Source organism: Thalassotalea sediminis (genome assembly GCF_030295915.1).
GTDB classification, from domain to species: Bacteria; Pseudomonadota; Gammaproteobacteria; order Enterobacterales; family Alteromonadaceae; genus Thalassotalea_C; species Thalassotalea_C sediminis.
Genome location: NZ_AP027361.1, coordinates 1,762,887 through 1,779,694 on the forward strand (window position 1 = coordinate 1,762,887; position 16,808 = coordinate 1,779,694).

The window sequence follows — 16,808 nt, forward strand, 5'->3', positions numbered from 1 at the left end:
AAATGTTTTAGGAAGTAGTGAATAAAGATGAGAAAAGAATTCGAATTTACCGTTAAAGCACATAATGTAAAAATTATTAATTCATGGTTTCGTGGCGCTAAATTATATATTGATGGTGAATGTCGCGATCAAGATTATACTTTCCTGGCATCAGGTAAGCGTGCGTTGCTGTCTGCTAATCTTGGTGAACATGGAATGTTAGAAATTTTTCCTGTGTCTGCACTCATTTCAGTCGAAATGGATGCGTTCCTAATTAGTGGTACTGAAAGACAACATGTTTATAGTTCACATAAGCGTTTAAGCTTAAAAGAACAACGACTGGCAAGATAGGTGTTCAATCGTAATTGAATGGACACAGCTCAAGGGTTTAGTAAAAGGGAATTATAATTAACCACGTTGGTAAACCTACGTTAAATTAGCATTGGAGCTTTCATGAAAAAATATGACTATAAAATAGTAGATACCCGAGATGTGGAATCAGCAGGACTCTTTAAAGGCAGAAAACGTGAAGATGTTGAAGCTTACTTAAGTTCGTTAGGTGCGAAAGGTTGGGAGCTTGTTAATGTTGATTTTCGTGAACTTGAAGGTGGTTTAGAGTTTGCCGGTATTATGAAAAAAGAAGTGGAATAAGTAACGGTATTAAACGTTGAAGCTGTTTCGCTTGTTCGGAGTCAGCTTAAATTACAGTGTTAGCAAGCATTAAATTGCCGTATACAGCGGCGTTATCGTTTTAATCAAACATTGGAGTGTCAAATGGAATTAGGTGCATTTTCAGTAAGTTTAGCGGTTAGTAATATTGAAGAATCTAAAGTGTTCTACCAAAAGTTAGGGTTTAAAGTGGTTGGCGGTGAGCAATCTCAACATTGGTTAATACTTAAAAATGGTGATCATACGTTAGGGTTGTTTCAGGGAATGTTTGAAAACAATATCATGACGTTTAATCCTGGTTGGGATAAAGACTGTAACACATTAGAATCGTATACGGATGTAAGAGATCTTTTAAAAGCATTTGAAGCTCAAGGCATAACGATTGCTCAACAATCGATAAACGGTGAAAGCGGTCCTTCAAGTTTTTCAATCAAAGATCCTGATGGTAATGCGATACTCTTTGACCAGCATGTTTAAAGCAAACGAGTAAGCATAATGATGAGCCGAACTTATCAGTTATGAATGAAAATGCAGTGGCATTGGTTAAGTATGATCCAAATTGGCCGTCTTTGTTTGCGCTGGAAAAGGCGTTTTTAGCAAGGGTAATCAAGCCTTGGATTTTTAGTTCAATTGAACATGTTGGCAGTACATCTGTTGTAGGGTTAGATGCAAAACCTGTTATCGACATTATGGTTGGTGTTAAATCTTTACAATCATCAAGTGGCGCTATCGATGTGTTAACACGCAATGGCTATTGTTACTATCCTTATAAAAAAGAGGTAATGCATTGGTTTTGTAAACCAACGCCAGCGTTTCGTACTCATCATTTGCACTTAGTCCCTTTTGAAAGTGCATTGTGGCATGAGAGAATTAACTTTCGAAACTGTTTACGCGAAAACCCATCGATAGCAAAAGAGTACGCGCATTTAAAATATAAACTTGCTGCTCAATTTAAAGATGATAGAGAGCGATATACGATAAATAAGTGGCCGTTCATTCGTAAGGTATTACAAGCTGCGAGTCAATAATGCCGTTAATAAAGCCTTAAATGAAGAAGCTAGCAATATTTAGCTTAGTTTCGCAGTGGATTATTGCCAGTCGTTTTCACTCATTTAATTGAATGTTAGTGTTTAAAAGGAAAGTAAAATGACAAGAAAACCGATAAATTTAAACGAAAAATATGCCAAATTCACGGAACACTGGTCGCCAAAAGTGGTTGCTGAAATGAATGACTATCAGTTTAAGCTCGCTAAAATTCAAGGGAGTTTTGTCTGGCATAGTCATGCAGATACAGACGAGGTTTTTATTGTTATTGAAGGGCAAATGAGCATCGATTTTCGTGATGGCAAGGTTGATCTTAAAGAAGGCGAAATGTTCGTTGTGCCAAAAGGGGTTGAACATAAGCCATTTGCCGAAGACGAATGTAAAATAATGTTTGTAGAACCTAGAGGTGTTGTTAACACCGGCGATGCTGGTGGCGAGCTTACCGCTGAAGAAGATGTTTGGGTGTAAGCTTATAATTATTGAGACTAAAAATGGGGTGGTTTGAGAGTTTAAGACAGGTGCCAAATACCAATCTTGGCTGTTAGTAAAAGATCACTGGTTGTTGAAAGGAATACATCGAAATTAAATATTTGAACTTATGAAAAACGTTATCTATTTACTCTTATTACTCTACGTCACTAATATTGCTGCAAATGAAATTGCAATTACATTTGATGATGGGCCTCGTGCTGACACAAGGTTATTTACTGGTAAAGAAAGAACAGCAAAGCTGATTAAAAATTTGCAAAAAGCAAAGGTTGAAGATGCGTTGTTTTTTATTACTACAGGTCATATAAATGAACAATCTAAAGCACGAGTGAACGCCTATACCAATGCTGGATTTCATTTAGCAAACCATAGCCACAGTCATTTTTCTGCGCACAACACAGCGCTTGACACTTATTTACATGATATCGCTAAAGCGAAAAATATATTAGCGGGGTTTGACAATGTTTTACCTTATTATCGTTATCCTTACTTGCATGAAGGCAAAGACAGGAAGACTCGAGACCGTATTCGACAACACTTGCAATCGCTAGGTTACAAAAATGGTTATGTAACGGTTGATAATTATGATTGGTACATGGACCGCTTATTACAAAATGCGCTAGCAGACGGGAAAAGTGTTGATTATGAGAAATTAAAGCAGGCGTATGTTTCGATATTATGGGAAGCAATTCGCTTTTATGATGATATTGGTCAGAGTGTATTGGGTAGATCGCCTAAACATGTACTGTTATTGCATGAAAATGATATAGCTGCGTTGTTTATTGGAGACTTGGTTGCCAAGCTCAGAGCAGAAGGGTGGCAGATTATTTCTGCACAAGAGGCGTTTCAAGATCCTATTGCAACCGAGGTGCCAGATGTATTGTTTAATGGTCAAGGCAGAGTGTCAGCCATTGCTAAAAGTAAGGGATGGGAAAATAACCGTTTAAGAGATAACTCTTCAAGCGAACAATACTTAAAGACCTACTTTGAAAAGCAACAAATCTTTCAATAATTGCTTAATATGTTACATTGTTCATCAAAAGATAATCTGAAAATATAGTGAAATGAAAACGTATCGCACTCAACAAAGCACATTAATTATTATCATACCTTAGGTATGGTGGGATTGTTGTTGCGACGTTGATTTTTAAACCCACCACTAAGGTGGGTTTTTTATTCCTGCCTTCTAGTAAATACTTTTAAGGATGTAGGATGAACAAAGTAGCTGTTTTTGGAAAGCCAGGAAGTGGCAAGTCGATGCTTAGCAAGTTGTTAGCTGAGGCAACAGGTTTGCCGTTGTATCAGCTTGATTTGATTGCTTATCAACACAATGGGCAACGTGTTGAGCGTGATGTTTTTGAGCAAAACCATAACGACATTTTGGCTGAAGATAGCTGGATAATTGATGGCTTAGGTCCACTAAATACATTTAATGATCGGTTAACTAAGGCTGACACGCTCATTTATATCGACCTTCCTTATCGTGTTAGTTATTGGTTTGTTACTAAACGCTTATTTAGAGGAATAATATGTACACCTGATAGCTGGCCTAAGGGGTGCTCAGTTATCAATGGCTCGTTGCAAAGTTATCGCACATTAAAACGATGTCCTGCTTTTTGGAATGCTAATTTTATGCGAGAACTTAACGCGCTTTCTCATGGAAAAACATTGCATGTAATTCGGTCAACTAAGGCGCTTAATCAGTTTATTGTAAAGTGTAATAAATTAAGCAAAGTGTAGACTAGTTCTAATGAAACCTTACACAATTAGTGAGCTATACATGAAAAAAGTATTTAGATTTCTTTTATTGTTAACGATAGTCATCGCATTATTTGTCGGAGTTGCAACCAAAGCATGGGATTTACCGATAGGGGTTATTGCCTTATCTACATTGTGCTTGATTGTCACGTTCGCAAAAAGGCGTGCTTCAAATTCAACAAGAAGTAAAACAGATGCTAGTGTAATTAGTGTTGTGGGGAGCAGTAGTGCTTCTTCTAGTGCCGACTGCGGAAGTTCTGGTGCAGATGGTGGTTGTTAATATTTCGTCATAAATTATGCGTACAATATCTAATGGTTACCGTTACTAATACAAGCGATATTGTTATACAATTATAGTGGAAATTTAACCATTAATAAGGACGTTTACATGGCAATGACAGCAGGTATTCACCACCTAGGTTTAACCGTTTCGCGGTTGGAGGCTAGCGCTGCTTTTTTTATTGATATTTTGGGGTGGCATGAAGTAAAAAGGAACCTCGATTATCCGGCAATATTCGTTAGCGATGGTAAGGTAATGTTAACCTTATGGCAGACTAAGAGTGATTTTCCTGTGTCATTTGATCGCCACGCTAATATTGGCCTTCATCACTTAGCATTGCAGGTGGATACAGAAGCAGAATTAATGTTAGTAGAGCAGGCGTTAATCAGAGCTAATATTGATCTTGAATTTAAACCTGAATTTGTTAAAGAAGGACCTGCTAAACACCTTATGTGTTTTGAACCCAGTGGAATTCGTATCGAGTTTTTTTGGCAAGGGGATTAAATCGGTGCAATATTGCATGATTGAAAAGGTGTTAGAAGCGTACAATAAGGAAGTATAACGTTATGAATTATTTAATGATTGCCGGTGTGTTAAGCGCGGTCGCGGCTGTTATGCATATTGGTTGTATTTATTTTGGTGCATCTTGGTACCGCTTTTTCGGAGCGGGTGAGCACATGGCAGTACTTGCAGAAAAGGGCAGTATACAGCCAACTTTGATCACCACTGGTATTATTATTATGTTATCTGTTTGGGCTGCATATGCGTTTTCTGGAGCAGGTGTTATCACCCAATTACCTTGGTTGCGTATTGGGTTAGTAGTGATTACTGGTATTTATATGTTGCGCGGTATCGCAGGCTTGTTTTTAATTTATGCGCCTATGGGAAGAACCCCAGATTTTTGGATATGGAGTTCTCTTATTTGTTTATCTGTTGGTATTATTCATATACTCGGCCTTTACCAGCAGTGGCAGCACTTATAGGTTAATGAATAATAGGTATTACTGCGTTATAAGTGGGTAGTTTGAATATCAACCTTGATCGTATTGTTATTTTTTAAGAAGTAGTTATTTATGTCTTTTCCTCCATGTCCTAAATGCCAATCTGAGTTTGTTTATCAAGATCAAAATCATTTTATTTGTCCTGAATGTGCATATGAATGGAACCCTACAGAACAACTTAGCGATGAAAGTGACTTTAAAGTACATGATGCCAATGGCACCTTATTAGGAGAGGGCGATAAAGTTACACTAGCTAAAGATTTAAAAGTAAAAGGCAGTTCTTTGGTACTGAAAATAGGCACTAAAGCGATTATAAAGCGTATTAAAGAAGGCAAAGATCATCAGTTAGACTGTAAAGTAGACGGTGCAGGTGAAATTTTGGTTACTGCAAAGTTTGTTAAGAAAGCGTAGTGAGCCCGCTAAAACAAAAGTATAGTCAAAAGCCGCATTGGTAAACGTTGCGGCATTTGAATATTCGACGCCAACAGTTAGCGACATACTTATTAAAAGCCGCTTTTTAATTACATTCGACAAATAAAATGATTAGCGCTACCTGAAATCGTTAGCTGATATCATCGTTTTGATGGTGCATGAAAACTTGATTTACGCGTAATAAGTACTTTTTTGGTTTTATTGTCTTGAATGTTAAATTTAAAATTTCGTATTACATCGTGATAATTCACGGGTGATTTGATGACAAGTGTTTTGTGATAACTTTGTTGACTCGTCAGGTGAATAATTTTTTCCCCCGTTACTGAAAAGCTAGGTGCGAGGGTGGTTGTTAATTTTACGCTAATTGGTTGTGTTGACTTATTGATAAGTTTAACTTGAAATACATTCTCCGTTTCCCCTGTATCAAGTTGGCGGTAGAGGGAATTTCTATCTTTCATTACCGTTAATTCTAGCGCGTTTCTATTCGCTAACCATAGTGAAAAAGCGATGGTTAATAATACTATCGTGAATGCATAGCATATCATGGTAAGACTTTTAGATTGCTTGGCTGAATATGCAAATGCAATAAGTCTTTCTTTATAGCCAAAGCGAGCCATTACTTGATCGCACGCATCAATACACAAGCCACAACTAATACATTGATATTGTAAGCCCTCTCTAATATCTATCCCTACAGGGCAAACGTGTACGCATAAATTACAGTTTACACAATCGCCTAAGTCATCTGGCTTGGTTTGATTGAGCTTACGTGCTCCTCGCTTTTCACCTCGTGTTCGGTCATAGGTTACTATTTTAGTATTATCATCAAACATAACGGATTGAAAACGTGCGTACGGACACATATGCTCACACATTTTTTCACGTATCCAACCTGCATTTATATAAGTACACAGCAAAAAAAATAATACCCAATATAAGGTTATGCTAGGTAATTGGCCATTAAATATCTCAACATAAAGTCGGTGCGCAGGATAAAAATAAGATATAAAAACCAAACTTGTCAGTAATGAAATGGTAAGCCAAATAATATGCTTTGTAGTTTTAATCGCGATTTTATTCAAACTTAAAGGCGCTTTAGTTAGCGCGATCCTTTTTGCTCTAGTGCCTTCAATTCTGTGTTCAACCCATATAAAAAGTAATGTCCATACAGTTTGAGGACATGTAAAACCACACCAGACACGTCCATATTTTTTTGACACAACAAAAAGTAAAAATGCGGCAATGATGAAGATAAAGACAAACAGTAAAAGATCATGAGGATAAAAAACGAATGAAAATACATGTAGTTTTTGGCGTGGTAAATCAAAGCGTATCGCTTGTTCGCCCTGATGTTGCAAAAATGGTATTACAATAAAGAGCATCATTAAAAAAACAGATATAAGGCGTCTAACGCGTTGGTAATGTCCTTTTTGCTCTTTTACATAAATTGCATTATCAGTATTAATTGTTTGAAAAATAACTTGGTTTTTTGCAGGTTGTGACATTTCTTTACACTCAACAATTACGTAATTGCAAAATTGTAAAGATGAATATCAAATGGTTACAGATACAGAATAGTTAATTATAATGGTTACAGATTTGGTTGTTATGATGTTAATGTGCACAAATATAAACAGTTAGCGAATTCGCTTAAACGTGAAATTAATCAACAACGCTGGTTAGCTGGTGAGAAATTACCGTCTATTCGCGCATTGTCATGCAAGTTTGGTTTTTCGATAAATACGGTCGTACATGCACTTCGAGAGCTAGAAGCGCAGTCAATCGTAGAAGCCTCGGTTAAACGTGGTTACTTTGTCAAAAGTAAAGTTAATCAAGGGGCAAACTCCATGTCTTTAGCTCATGAAGTTGCTCTGGTAAAAGTGAGTTTACCGGTGCTTTTTTACGATATTATGGCAACCGGTGCTGCGTTTGACATTTTACCCAAAAGTGAAAGGGCAAAACCTGATAATGCTTTATTGTCGTTAAATCGTGCTATCAGAAGGGTAACGAGAAGCCAAGCACATGATCTAGCAATGTATTATGATGCTCCACTCGGTGATATATCACTACGGCGTCAACTTAGCCTACGATACCGTCAACGTGGTGCTTTACTCAACGAAGAGCAGTTTTGTATTACGTCTGGTTGCCAACATGCTTTATTTTTAGCATTACTCTGCATTACAAAACCAGGTGACAATGTGGCGGTGGAAAGCCCTGCATTTTACGGGGTATTGCAATCACTTGAGCAGCTAAGTTTAAACATCATTGAAATACCTTCTTGCGCAGAAACAGGAATGGACATAAATGCGCTAGAGCAGGCTCTTAATAAGTGGCCAATTAAAGCATGTATTGTTACACCGAGTTTTGCTACACCAACAGGCGCACGCATGCCATTAAACAAGCAGAAAATGTTACTGAACTTGGCGACAAAATTTGACTTTACCATCATTGAAGATGATATATATGGAGATATGTCGTTTAATGGAACATTAAGCCCACTAAAGGCATTGGATGAAACAGGTAATGTAATACTGTGTGGATCAATGTCTAAAGCGTTATCAAAAGATTTACGTATTGGTTGGATTGTTGGTGGAAAGTATCAGGACAGACTTATTCGTTTGAAGCTAGCGACTAGTTTGGCTTCAAGTAAAGCTCATCAACAAGGATTAGCCATGTTCATGGCTGAAGGAGGATATCGTCGACATTTACAGCAATTAGTTTCAGCGTTGGTTCGTCATAAACAGCAGCTTATTCAAGCGATTACCTCTTATCTACCAGAATATATAGCTTATACAAACCCTGAAGGTGGAAACAGCTTATGGATAGCATTACCGAAAGAGGTTGATAGTTATCAGTTGTATTTAAACGCGAAAAAGCAAGGTATTACATTAACACCCGGTCAACTATTTTCAGTTTCAGGACATTATACACATTATCTTAGAATGAGTTTTAGTCATCCTTTAACGGGTAAAAGGCTTGAGGCATTTAAGTGTTTATCACATCTTATTACCACAGCTGTAAAATAACATTGAGGTAACCAGCAATATTTGTTTTGAACTTTGCTTAAACTAACCTATACAGCAACGCTTGTATTTTTTCCCACTACCACAAGGGCATGATGTATTGCGCGTCAGTTTAACACATGCTTTTTGCTCAATTACGTCACCGTCGTAGTAGCGCCACTGACCATTTTCAACAATAAAACGTGACTGTTCGGTCATTTGACAATAGGTATCATTATAAATGTAGTAGGCAGTAAAGTTCACTATTGGATACTTTAGTGCTGTGTTTTCATTTTCAACAGTGCAATTAACATTATCAATTGCTACAGCATCAGCTCGATGTATATTAAGTTTTATCCAACGACTTTGTTGACACCAATCTGCAATTTCGCTTTTTAACGTCGCGCTTTTGGCATGATCTGCATAAGTTTCATAGAGGTAATCAACGTTATTATGTGCATAGCTATAATATCGAGAACGCATTAACTGTTCTGGAAATACTGCCACGCGTTTTTTTTCTATAATGCTTTTACAGCATACATCTTCATCAAGGCCACTACCGCATATACAAAGCATGTTTTGAGCTCACTCTATCAAACAGGCTGCCATTTTATGGAGATGATAAATATTTGCAATAATACTTTCACTTAATGCAATGTATTCTGTTTTGTTAAAACGACACATTCTGTTTTCCCTAATCGCGCATACTCTTGTAATTCTTTTATTTCTTCTTGTTTTAAGCAAGGGTTACATAAAACCACAGCAGAGCAGTTACCTTTACGCAGGGCTGACTTAATATTGTCTAAACTCACGGGCGTTTTTGCGGTATTTACTTTTAGTATTTTACTTGTGTCTAAGTGCTTAAGTTCATTTAATGCTGTTAAAGAAGCGCCTTCAGGATTTACTAACAATACCCACTTCTTATCTAACGCATGACGCTGACAAATTTCGACATATTGCATCGACGCTTGATGACTCTCATCGACTGATTGGACGTTAAGCCAGTGAAAACGTGATTTATTGTTTTTTGATGTTAAAGAGATATTATTCATACTGTTCACCTGTACATATACTGTATAAAACAACAGTATATGTATTTTTATCTTAAATCAAGCAAAATTTTAATTAAAAATAAACAAAAGGTGTTTAATGTTTGTACAGGCATAAAAGATAGGTGGGAAGTTAATGCAACAGAGTATCGTAATGTTTTGACTATGTATTACTCAACGATATGACTGTATTTAAATAATCTTTGGCGGTAAATTGGTAGAACGCATTTAGCTTGTGAGTGGTTATTTCACCAAGCATTTGTCGTGAGGAATATGAAGTTACTGGGTTACACAACTGAATGCATAACCCTTCATGACGAGGTTATTTAGCTAAACGGCTTAGCTCTTTAATTCTGTCTCTCGTCATCAATATATAACATTTTTTATAAGCAGAAGCTGCTTTTGTGTCAGGAGATATATGTAAATATTGCCAACGGCAGTTATTTTCTCGGTAGGTAATAAAGTTACGTTGAGAGCGTTTAAACATATCTAAGGCTGCTCTTCGGCCTGTAACAATAGCAAATTCTTCAAGTACAAATGTTTGGTTATTAATCCATGTTTGCATTTCTTTATCTACCGCTGTTTTTACATTATCAAAACACATTGATAGTTCACTTACTGCATTATAGTTTTTCTCGCATACAGCAATTGATTTTTCATTGACAGCGATTGCACTTTGGCTAAATAAGCATGCAAAACTAATACATATGTAAAAAGCATAAATGGTTAGTTGCTTCATTACGCTGGAAGTACCTTTTTATATGGTTTAACGGTAACGTTTTTATAAACACCAGCCTTAATATAGGGGTCTTGATCAGCCCAATTTTTTGCACTTTCAAGGTTTTCAAATTTGGCAATTATCAATGAACCAGTGAAACCTGCCTCTCCTGGGTTTTCACTGTCAATGGCTGGACAAGGGCCAGCAACGAGCAATCTACCTTCATTTTGCAATTCAGATAATCGTGCTAAATGCTTATCTCTCACTGTCATTCTTAAAGAAAGGCTGTTCTCTACATCTTCACTATAGATCAAATAATACATGTTAACTCTTACTTTGGATCTTCTGGGGTTTCTGATTCTTCTTGTGGTAAATATTTATAAATAGCAAATACCGTTGCAATGGCAAATATAAAGGTCATGCCCATCAAGCCAAAAACCTTAAAATTCACCCAAAATTCTTGAGAATAATTATACGCAATGTAAATGTTTAACACTGCACAAAGGGCAAAAAAGCCGACCCAAGATAGATTTAATTTTTGCCAAATATTATTAGGTAACTCTAGAGACTCACCCATCAATTGTTTAATGATATTCTTATTAAAAAACTTATCACTAACAAATAATACAATAGCAAATAGCCCATTTATAATGGTGACTTTCCACTTTAAAAACTCATCATTTTGGAAAAAGATAGTGAGACCACCGAATACCGCAATTAATGCGAAAAAAATCCATTGGCGTTTTGGTATTGGCTTTTTTCTTACTACAAACGATAAAAGATGGATCGCAGACGCCACAATTAATGCGCCTGTTGCCCAATAAATGCCTGCCACTTTCCACGCGATAAAAAAGACAATAAGCGGTAAATATTCTAAAAAAGCGTGCATGTTAAAACTTATTGATAATTGGTGGTAGATGATTCTAACGAATGCGGGAAAGATCTCCAAACTTTAATTCTAGAAATCCTTCCACTTATTCGGCAAGTTGTATTGAGGTTGCGATAAGCTGCTATTTAAATGACGTTTTGTTGATAACCAAATGGATCATCAATACTATGCGCAGGTACAGTAAACCATTTGGCTCCTTCATCAGTCATGTAGAAGTGATCTTCTAGTCGAATACCGAACTCTTGAGGGAATACCAGCATTGGTTCATTAGAAAAGCACATACCACGAGCCAATGGTGTTTGTTCACTGCGAACTAAATAAGGCCATTCATGAATATCTAAACCAATGCCATGTCCTGTGCGGTGAGGGCAACCTGGTGTTTGATAGTCAGGACCAAGCCCTTGGTTTTTTAAGTATTCTCGAGCTGCAATATCAACGTCGCCACACGGTTTACCTATGTGTGCGGCATTAAATGCAGCGATTTGTGCGTTCTTTTCAACTTGCCACATTTCTCGTTGCTTATCTGTTGCTTCGCCAAATACGTATGACCTTGTGATATCAGAGTTATAGCCGTGTAATTGATAGCCGGTATCAATTAAAACCATATCATTTTGTTCGAGGTTCTTAGGTGTTTTTACACCATGGGGGTATGAAGAGTCTGAGCCAAACAAAACGATACAAAAATAAGAGCCATTAACGGCACCAACTGCGCGGTGCGCTTGATCAATAAATGATTCAACTTCTTTTGTTGATATTCCTACTCTAAGGATTCTTGCGACTGCTTTGTGAACTTCTAACGTCATATTCATTGCGGTTTGCAAAATGGCAATTTCATGCTCAGATTTCTGCATTCTACAACCAGCGGTGACTGGTTTTGCATCAATGAGGTTTAAGTTTTCAGCAAGATTTTGAATACCGTTTGAAATGAAAAAAGCTGTCGACTCATCAATGGCGAGCGTTTGGCAGTTAGGTACCTTTTTATAAAGTGTTTCTATACAGCAATGAAAGGGGCTCTCATGCTCATGCCATCCCTGTACATCGCCTGCAATAACCATGTGTTGTTTTAAGGTGTCTATTTCAAAATGTGGAGCAATATAAGTAATGGTGCCATCTTGCGTCATAATAGCCCCCACTAATCGCTCACTAGCGTACCATTTTGTACCGGTAAAATAATAAAGGTTTGTTCCTGCATTTAAATAAACAGCATCAATGTTGTTTAGCGACATCAACTCTGTGGCTTTTTGTATACGCGTTTGGTATTCCTCAGCTGAAATACTTGCAATGTCTGGTGCTAGTTTTTTAAGTTTTTTGAGTTCAATATCTGCCGTTGAACCACCAATTCCTATCATCACTTTACTCACTTTTTTATCTATTTGGGTAAATCGGAATTATGCCATGACAAAAGCAATAATGAAATATCGTATACAATATATTGGTGGCCGTTTGGTAGTTTGGATAACCGCGCCAATAAGAAATATTTACGTTAAAAAAGGTCGGTGTTTGTTACGTTATTGTTAACCTAGTGATATTTATCAAATATTTTAGTCGTAAACTTGCGATACCCCAATTTTGTTATATCTTTCAAAGTAATGAGAAAAATGTCTAGGGAAAGCGCTAATGTTTAAATTACCCAGTGATTTAACAATCGCACAAGTTGAAGCATGTAGAGAACAATATTTAACGTATATTGATAAGCATGACGACATAGAACTTGACGATAGTGACGTTAATCGTATTGATACTGTTGGTGTTCAACTTTTGCTTGCAATGGTTGTTCATAGCGTAGCGTTAAAAAAGTCTCTTACCTGGCAAAACAAATCATCTGTTGTAAATTCTAGCTTTAAGCAGCTTGGAATTCATGATCCCTCATTGCATCAATACCTTGATTGAAAAGATAAAAAATAAGTACTTATTTTAAAAATAAAAATTTTAGAAGGAAAAAAGTATGCCCAAAATTCTAGTTGTAGACGATTCTAACTCTATACGCGATATGGTTAGCTTTACTCTGAAAAGTGCGGGCTATGAAACCGTAGAAGCTAAAGATGGTAAGGAAGGGTTAACGCGTGCACAAGCGGGCACTTTCGACCTTGTGATTTCAGATGTCAATATGCCAATAATGGATGGTATTACCTTGTGCCAAGAGTTACGAAAATTACCCTCATTTAAGTTCACGCCTATTCTCATGTTAACGACTGAAAGCTCAGGTGATATGAAAATGCGTGGTAAAGCGGCTGGCGCAACAGGATGGCTAGTAAAACCATTCAATCCTGAGAAGTTATTGGCCACAATTAAACGTGTCGTTAGGTAACATGCCATGAGCGTAGATCTTTCTCAATTTATCCCTAATTTCTTAGCTGAAAGTTTCGAAGGACTTGAACTAATGGAGTCAAGTTTATTGAACCTAGAGCAAGGTGATGACGAAACAATGAATGCTATTTTTCGTGCAGCTCACTCAATTAAAGGGGGAGCAGGTACGTTTGGTTTTGATCATGTTACTGAGTTTACTCATTTAGTTGAGACTTTATTAGATGAAATGAGAAATGGTCAACGAGCGATAAAGCAGGATGACGTTGAATTGCTATTGGTATCAGTTGATTGCATGAGAATGTTAATCGAAGCAATTCGAGACGAAGGTGATTATGACAAGGATAAAATTGACGAAACTTATCAACTCTTGCTCGTCGCATTAAAGGGAAAAGAACCCGATTTACTGCCAACAACGAATAATAGCACTGATAAAAGTGTTACAAGCACCGATGGTATGACGGAATGGAATATATCGTTTATTCCAGAACACCACCTAGTACAAACAGGCAATGACCCTTTATTATTATTTAACGCCTTAGCAGAACTCGGTGAGTTGAAAGTTGAGGCTAATTGTAACAACTTACCTTCGATCTTAGATGCAGATCCACAAGAGCTTTATTTAAGCTGGAACTTGACCTTGCATTCAAAAAACGCATCTGAAGCGCTTATCAGGGAAGTATTTGAATGGGTAGAAGATGAATGTGAACTTACTATTACCCAAAATAAACCCGCCGAATGTGACGTCGAATCAGCAAACCTAGAAGAAAAGCTTACTGCCTCTCAACCTGCTGATAGTAATGATACTGCAAACCTTGATGAAAGCCTTACAGTTGAAAAAGTTGCAGAAAATACTCAACAAGAAAAGCAAGTTATAAAAGCGCCAACTAAATCAACGTCTAAAACTAAAGTTGATGCTGGTTCAATTCGTGTGGGTGTTGATAAGGTCGATAGTTTAATCAATCTTGTTGGCGAATTGGTGATCACGCAATCTATGCTTTCAGAGCTAGGCTCTGATTTTGATCTGTCAAAAGTTGAGCGTTTAACATCGGGCTTAGAACAATTGTTGCAAAACACAAAAGAGCTCCAAGAAAGTGTGATGCGTATTAGAATGTTACCCATTAGTTTTGCTTTTAATCGCTTTCCTCGATTGATTCATGATCTGGGTAAAAAAACAGGTAAAGATATTGAGTTAGTGCTTAAAGGAGAACAAACCGAACTCGATAAAACGGTGATGGAACAAATTAGTGATCCTTTAGTTCATCTGGTACGAAATGCGGTAGATCACGGCATAGAGACTGCTGAAGTTAGAGCTGCGAATGGAAAAGCAACCAAAGGTAAAATTGTCCTTGATGCCTATCATCAAGGGGGCAATATTGTTATTGAAATCAAAGATGACGGCGGTGGTATTAATCGAGATGCTGTTTATAACAAAGCTGTTGAAAAAGGTATTGTCGATGCGGGTACTTCATTAACCGATAACCAAGTTTTCGAATTGATTTTTGAACCTGGCTTTTCAACCGCACAAGAAATTAGCGATATTTCTGGACGTGGCGTCGGGATGGATGTTGTTAAGAAAAATATCCAAGCACTGGGGGGGCGAATTCAAATTGATTCGACGCCAGGCGAAGGCTCAACGTTTAAAGTTAACTTACCATTAACACTTGCAATACTCGATGGTCAACTCGTTAAAGTAGGCTCTGAAACTTACATTGTACCGCTAATTACTATTGTTGAATCATTGCAAACAAAAGCTGAATTAATCAATCGTGTTTCAGGCGATATGGTGTTGTATCGTTTACGAGAAGACAATGTACCTATTATTCCTATTTATAAACTTTTTGGTATTGCAAGCGATGCCGATGCGGACTCTTTAGAAGAAGCATTATTAGTTGTTGTTGAAGCTGATGGTCAAAAAGTTGGGTTACTTGTAGATGATTTACTTGCTCAACAGCAAGTGGTTATAAAAAGTCTAGATGAAAATTACCAACAAGTGGAAGGAATTTCAGGAGCAACAATATTAGGCGACGGTTCTGTCGCCATGATCTTAGATATTCCAGGATTGATCGAGTTAGCGATGCAAAATGCTAATCATCGACTTTCATCGAAAACGCATAGTCCAAGTGCAGAAGGAGCTATGATTTAATGGATATTCAAGAACTTGTTAGTGATATACCCGTTGAGGGAGAGTATTCACTTGAAGGTATTGATTTTATTACTAGTGGTGAACAATACCTCACATTCACACTTGCAAAAGAGCAATACGCTGTTGATATTTTATGTGTCGAAGAAATACGCAGTTGGGAAAAACCAACGATTATTCCAAATTCTCCCTCGCATGTTTGCGGTGTTATTAATATGCGGGGAGTTATTGTCCCCATCATTGACTTACGGTTGAAATTTACTATTGGAGAAGCCGTATACACAGAAACAACCGTTGTGATTGTTTTATCCATCGAAGGCAATGAACGTTCGAAAACCATAGGTTTTGTCGTAGATGCTGTTTCCGATGTTTTAAATGCCGAAGATACGGATATAAAAAATGCACCGGCCTTCGGTGGGTGTGTACCTCAGCATTTCATCGCAGGTCTTGTAAATGTAGGTGACAACGTTGTTACCTTACTTAATGTTGAAGCACTTAAACAATTAGAACCACACTCGTCAAAAGTAAGGGGGGAGCAATGGATCAAGAATACCTAACCTTTATGCTTAATGGCGAAGAGTACGGTGTCGATATTCTTTGTGTTCAAGAGATCAGAGTTTGGTCAAATGTGACTGAATTACCTAACAAGCCCGACTATTTAAAAGGCGTGATAAACCTGCGAGGTGTCATCATTCCTATCATTGATCTAAGGCAACGCTTTGGTCTGCAACCTTTAGAGTATGATGAACAGACTGTTACTATTATTTTAAAAAGCCAATCAACAGAACAACCTATGGTTGTAGGTATTGTCGTAGACGCTGTTTCTGAAGTGTATAAATTTGACTTGAATGCGATTAGAACACCACCAAAGTTTGGCAGTAAAGTTGATGACTGTTTTTTAAAGGGATTAGCAAATATAGAGAATAAACTCATTATTCTTTTAGATAGCAATGCATTACTCGATCAAGATGAACTCTATAGTTTATCACCATCCTCTCATTCTAAAGCGTCGACACAGCCGGTAAACGAATGCCAAGCAGCTGATTAAAGG

General features: G+C 37.3%; 24 protein-coding genes. 17 read left to right on the forward strand and 7 right to left on the reverse strand.

Going from position 1 to position 16,808, the window contains the following annotated elements; all coding sequences use genetic code 11:
• Positions 1-27: 27 nt before the first annotated feature.
• From QUE09_RS08030 to QUE09_RS08080, 11 genes are all read left to right on the forward strand, one after another.
• Positions 28-330, forward strand: coding sequence for a hypothetical protein (locus QUE09_RS08030; RefSeq protein WP_286235675.1), 303 nt, complete (start codon positions 28-30; stop codon positions 328-330).
• Between the two features lie 102 nt (positions 331-432).
• Positions 433-630: a DUF4177 domain-containing protein gene (locus tag QUE09_RS08035; RefSeq protein ID WP_286235676.1), complete on the forward strand. Its 198-nt coding sequence runs from the start codon at positions 433-435 to the stop codon at positions 628-630.
• Between the two features lie 123 nt (positions 631-753).
• On the forward strand, positions 754-1,125 hold the full coding sequence (locus tag QUE09_RS08040; protein ID WP_286235677.1) for a VOC family protein: 372 nt from the start codon (positions 754-756) through the stop codon (positions 1,123-1,125).
• A 41-nt stretch (positions 1,126-1,166) separates the two neighbouring features.
• Positions 1,167-1,676: a GrpB family protein gene (locus QUE09_RS08045; RefSeq protein ID WP_286235678.1), complete on the forward strand. Its 510-nt coding sequence runs from the start codon at positions 1,167-1,169 to the stop codon at positions 1,674-1,676.
• Positions 1,677-1,794: 118 nt separating this feature from the next.
• The gene (locus QUE09_RS08050; RefSeq protein ID WP_286235679.1) at positions 1,795-2,160 is read left to right on the forward strand and encodes a cupin domain-containing protein; all 366 of its coding nucleotides are present in this window, start codon (positions 1,795-1,797) and stop codon (positions 2,158-2,160) included.
• Between the two features lie 130 nt (positions 2,161-2,290).
• Positions 2,291-3,193 carry a polysaccharide deacetylase family protein gene (locus QUE09_RS08055; protein WP_286235680.1) on the forward strand — a complete coding sequence of 301 codons (903 nt, stop codon included), beginning with the start codon at positions 2,291-2,293 and terminating at the stop codon, positions 3,191-3,193.
• Between the two features lie 200 nt (positions 3,194-3,393).
• Complete coding sequence (locus QUE09_RS08060) at positions 3,394-3,921, forward strand: P-loop NTPase family protein (RefSeq protein ID WP_286235681.1); 528 nt, start codon at positions 3,394-3,396, stop codon at positions 3,919-3,921.
• A 40-nt stretch (positions 3,922-3,961) separates the two neighbouring features.
• On the forward strand, positions 3,962-4,219 hold the full coding sequence (locus QUE09_RS08065) for a hypothetical protein (protein WP_286235682.1): 258 nt from the start codon (positions 3,962-3,964) through the stop codon (positions 4,217-4,219).
• Between the two features lie 108 nt (positions 4,220-4,327).
• Positions 4,328-4,723, forward strand: coding sequence for a VOC family protein (locus QUE09_RS08070; protein WP_286235683.1), 396 nt, complete (start codon positions 4,328-4,330; stop codon positions 4,721-4,723).
• A 62-nt stretch (positions 4,724-4,785) separates the two neighbouring features.
• Positions 4,786-5,202, forward strand: a complete 417-nt coding sequence (locus QUE09_RS08075; RefSeq protein WP_286235684.1) for a hypothetical protein — start codon at positions 4,786-4,788, stop codon at positions 5,200-5,202.
• 90 nt (positions 5,203-5,292) lie between these two features.
• Positions 5,293-5,631: a zinc ribbon domain-containing protein YjdM gene (locus tag QUE09_RS08080; protein ID WP_286235685.1), complete on the forward strand. Its 339-nt coding sequence runs from the start codon at positions 5,293-5,295 to the stop codon at positions 5,629-5,631.
• A gap of 161 nt (positions 5,632-5,792) precedes the next feature.
• On the opposite strand, the gene ccoG is transcribed toward QUE09_RS08080, so the two are convergent.
• The gene (gene ccoG, locus QUE09_RS08085) at positions 5,793-7,157 is read right to left on the reverse strand and encodes a cytochrome c oxidase accessory protein CcoG (protein ID WP_286235686.1); all 1,365 of its coding nucleotides are present in this window, start codon (positions 7,155-7,157) and stop codon (positions 5,793-5,795) included.
• 114 nt (positions 7,158-7,271) lie between these two features.
• Here ccoG and QUE09_RS08090 point away from each other — a divergent pair, with 114 nt between their 5' ends.
• Positions 7,272-8,678: an aminotransferase-like domain-containing protein gene (locus QUE09_RS08090; protein ID WP_286235687.1), complete on the forward strand. Its 1,407-nt coding sequence runs from the start codon at positions 7,272-7,274 to the stop codon at positions 8,676-8,678.
• A 42-nt stretch (positions 8,679-8,720) separates the two neighbouring features.
• Here QUE09_RS08090 and QUE09_RS08095 read toward each other — a convergent pair whose 3' ends face one another.
• From QUE09_RS08095 to QUE09_RS08120, 6 genes are all read right to left on the reverse strand, one after another.
• A complete protein-coding gene (locus QUE09_RS08095) occupies positions 8,721-9,230 on the reverse strand; it encodes a YchJ family protein (RefSeq protein WP_286235688.1) in 510 nt (169 codons plus the stop codon).
• A gap of 71 nt (positions 9,231-9,301) precedes the next feature.
• The gene (locus QUE09_RS08100) at positions 9,302-9,706 is read right to left on the reverse strand and encodes a SulA-like leucine-rich domain-containing protein (protein WP_286235689.1); all 405 of its coding nucleotides are present in this window, start codon (positions 9,704-9,706) and stop codon (positions 9,302-9,304) included.
• Positions 9,707-10,025: 319 nt separating this feature from the next.
• Positions 10,026-10,442, reverse strand: coding sequence for a lysozyme inhibitor LprI family protein (locus QUE09_RS08105; protein ID WP_286235690.1), 417 nt, complete (start codon positions 10,440-10,442; stop codon positions 10,026-10,028).
• Entirely contained in the window at positions 10,442-10,744 is a 303-nt protein-coding gene (locus QUE09_RS08110) for a YciI family protein (RefSeq protein WP_286235691.1), read from the reverse strand. The genes QUE09_RS08105 and QUE09_RS08110 overlap by 1 nt, the downstream gene beginning before the upstream one ends.
• An 8-nt stretch (positions 10,745-10,752) precedes the next feature.
• A complete protein-coding gene (locus QUE09_RS08115; protein ID WP_286235692.1) occupies positions 10,753-11,310 on the reverse strand; it encodes a septation protein A in 558 nt (185 codons plus the stop codon).
• Positions 11,311-11,435: 125 nt separating this feature from the next.
• Entirely contained in the window at positions 11,436-12,662 is a 1,227-nt protein-coding gene (locus QUE09_RS08120; protein WP_286235693.1) for a M24 family metallopeptidase, read from the reverse strand.
• 265 nt (positions 12,663-12,927) lie between these two features.
• Between QUE09_RS08120 and QUE09_RS08125 the strand changes: the two genes are divergently transcribed.
• The 5 genes from QUE09_RS08125 to QUE09_RS08145 are packed head-to-tail and all read left to right on the forward strand — an operon-like array spanning position 12,928 to position 16,805.
• On the forward strand, positions 12,928-13,200 hold the full coding sequence (locus QUE09_RS08125) for an STAS domain-containing protein (protein ID WP_286235694.1): 273 nt from the start codon (positions 12,928-12,930) through the stop codon (positions 13,198-13,200).
• A gap of 55 nt (positions 13,201-13,255) precedes the next feature.
• Positions 13,256-13,618, forward strand: a complete 363-nt coding sequence (locus tag QUE09_RS08130; protein WP_286235695.1) for a response regulator — start codon at positions 13,256-13,258, stop codon at positions 13,616-13,618.
• A 6-nt stretch (positions 13,619-13,624) separates the two neighbouring features.
• Positions 13,625-15,760: a chemotaxis protein CheA gene (locus tag QUE09_RS08135; RefSeq protein WP_286235696.1), complete on the forward strand. Its 2,136-nt coding sequence runs from the start codon at positions 13,625-13,627 to the stop codon at positions 15,758-15,760.
• Complete coding sequence (locus tag QUE09_RS08140; RefSeq protein WP_286235697.1) at positions 15,760-16,314, forward strand: chemotaxis protein CheW; 555 nt, start codon at positions 15,760-15,762, stop codon at positions 16,312-16,314. Before QUE09_RS08135 ends, QUE09_RS08140 begins: the two co-directional genes overlap by 1 nt.
• Positions 16,296-16,805 (forward strand): chemotaxis protein CheW, encoded by a 510-nt coding sequence (locus QUE09_RS08145; protein ID WP_286235698.1) that lies wholly within the window; start codon positions 16,296-16,298, stop codon positions 16,803-16,805. Before QUE09_RS08140 ends, QUE09_RS08145 begins: the two co-directional genes overlap by 19 nt.
• Positions 16,806-16,808 lie beyond the last annotated feature (3 nt).

What these genes read in the sequence shown, in the direction of transcription:
- QUE09_RS08030 (WP_286235675.1), top strand. Translation starts at nt 28, where the DNA reads ATGAGAAAAGAATTCGAATTTACCGTTAAAGCACATAATGTAAAAATT.
- QUE09_RS08035 (WP_286235676.1), top strand. Translation starts at nt 433, where the DNA reads ATGAAAAAATATGACTATAAAATAGTAGATACCCGAGATGTGGAATCA.
- QUE09_RS08040 (WP_286235677.1), top strand. Translation starts at nt 754, where the DNA reads ATGGAATTAGGTGCATTTTCAGTAAGTTTAGCGGTTAGTAATATTGAA.
- QUE09_RS08045 (WP_286235678.1), top strand. Translation starts at nt 1,167, where the DNA reads ATGAATGAAAATGCAGTGGCATTGGTTAAGTATGATCCAAATTGGCCG.
- QUE09_RS08050 (WP_286235679.1), top strand. Translation starts at nt 1,795, where the DNA reads ATGACAAGAAAACCGATAAATTTAAACGAAAAATATGCCAAATTCACG.
- QUE09_RS08055 (WP_286235680.1), top strand. Translation starts at nt 2,291, where the DNA reads ATGAAAAACGTTATCTATTTACTCTTATTACTCTACGTCACTAATATT.
- QUE09_RS08060 (WP_286235681.1), top strand. Translation starts at nt 3,394, where the DNA reads ATGAACAAAGTAGCTGTTTTTGGAAAGCCAGGAAGTGGCAAGTCGATG.
- QUE09_RS08065 (WP_286235682.1), top strand. Translation starts at nt 3,962, where the DNA reads ATGAAAAAAGTATTTAGATTTCTTTTATTGTTAACGATAGTCATCGCA.
- QUE09_RS08070 (WP_286235683.1), top strand. Translation starts at nt 4,328, where the DNA reads ATGGCAATGACAGCAGGTATTCACCACCTAGGTTTAACCGTTTCGCGG.
- QUE09_RS08075 (WP_286235684.1), top strand. Translation starts at nt 4,786, where the DNA reads ATGAATTATTTAATGATTGCCGGTGTGTTAAGCGCGGTCGCGGCTGTT.
- QUE09_RS08080 (WP_286235685.1), top strand. Translation starts at nt 5,293, where the DNA reads ATGTCTTTTCCTCCATGTCCTAAATGCCAATCTGAGTTTGTTTATCAA.
- ccoG (WP_286235686.1), bottom strand. Translation starts at nt 7,157, where the DNA reads ATGTCACAACCTGCAAAAAACCAAGTTATTTTTCAAACAATTAATACT.
- QUE09_RS08095 (WP_286235688.1), bottom strand. Translation starts at nt 9,230, where the DNA reads ATGCTTTGTATATGCGGTAGTGGCCTTGATGAAGATGTATGCTGTAAA.
- QUE09_RS08100 (WP_286235689.1), bottom strand. Translation starts at nt 9,706, where the DNA reads ATGAATAATATCTCTTTAACATCAAAAAACAATAAATCACGTTTTCAC.
- QUE09_RS08105 (WP_286235690.1), bottom strand. Translation starts at nt 10,442, where the DNA reads ATGAAGCAACTAACCATTTATGCTTTTTACATATGTATTAGTTTTGCA.
- QUE09_RS08110 (WP_286235691.1), bottom strand. Translation starts at nt 10,744, where the DNA reads ATGTATTATTTGATCTATAGTGAAGATGTAGAGAACAGCCTTTCTTTA.
- QUE09_RS08115 (WP_286235692.1), bottom strand. Translation starts at nt 11,310, where the DNA reads ATGCACGCTTTTTTAGAATATTTACCGCTTATTGTCTTTTTTATCGCG.
- QUE09_RS08125 (WP_286235694.1), top strand. Translation starts at nt 12,928, where the DNA reads ATGTTTAAATTACCCAGTGATTTAACAATCGCACAAGTTGAAGCATGT.
- QUE09_RS08130 (WP_286235695.1), top strand. Translation starts at nt 13,256, where the DNA reads ATGCCCAAAATTCTAGTTGTAGACGATTCTAACTCTATACGCGATATG.
- QUE09_RS08135 (WP_286235696.1), top strand. Translation starts at nt 13,625, where the DNA reads ATGAGCGTAGATCTTTCTCAATTTATCCCTAATTTCTTAGCTGAAAGT.
- QUE09_RS08140 (WP_286235697.1), top strand. Translation starts at nt 15,760, where the DNA reads ATGGATATTCAAGAACTTGTTAGTGATATACCCGTTGAGGGAGAGTAT.
- QUE09_RS08145 (WP_286235698.1), top strand. Translation starts at nt 16,296, where the DNA reads ATGGATCAAGAATACCTAACCTTTATGCTTAATGGCGAAGAGTACGGT.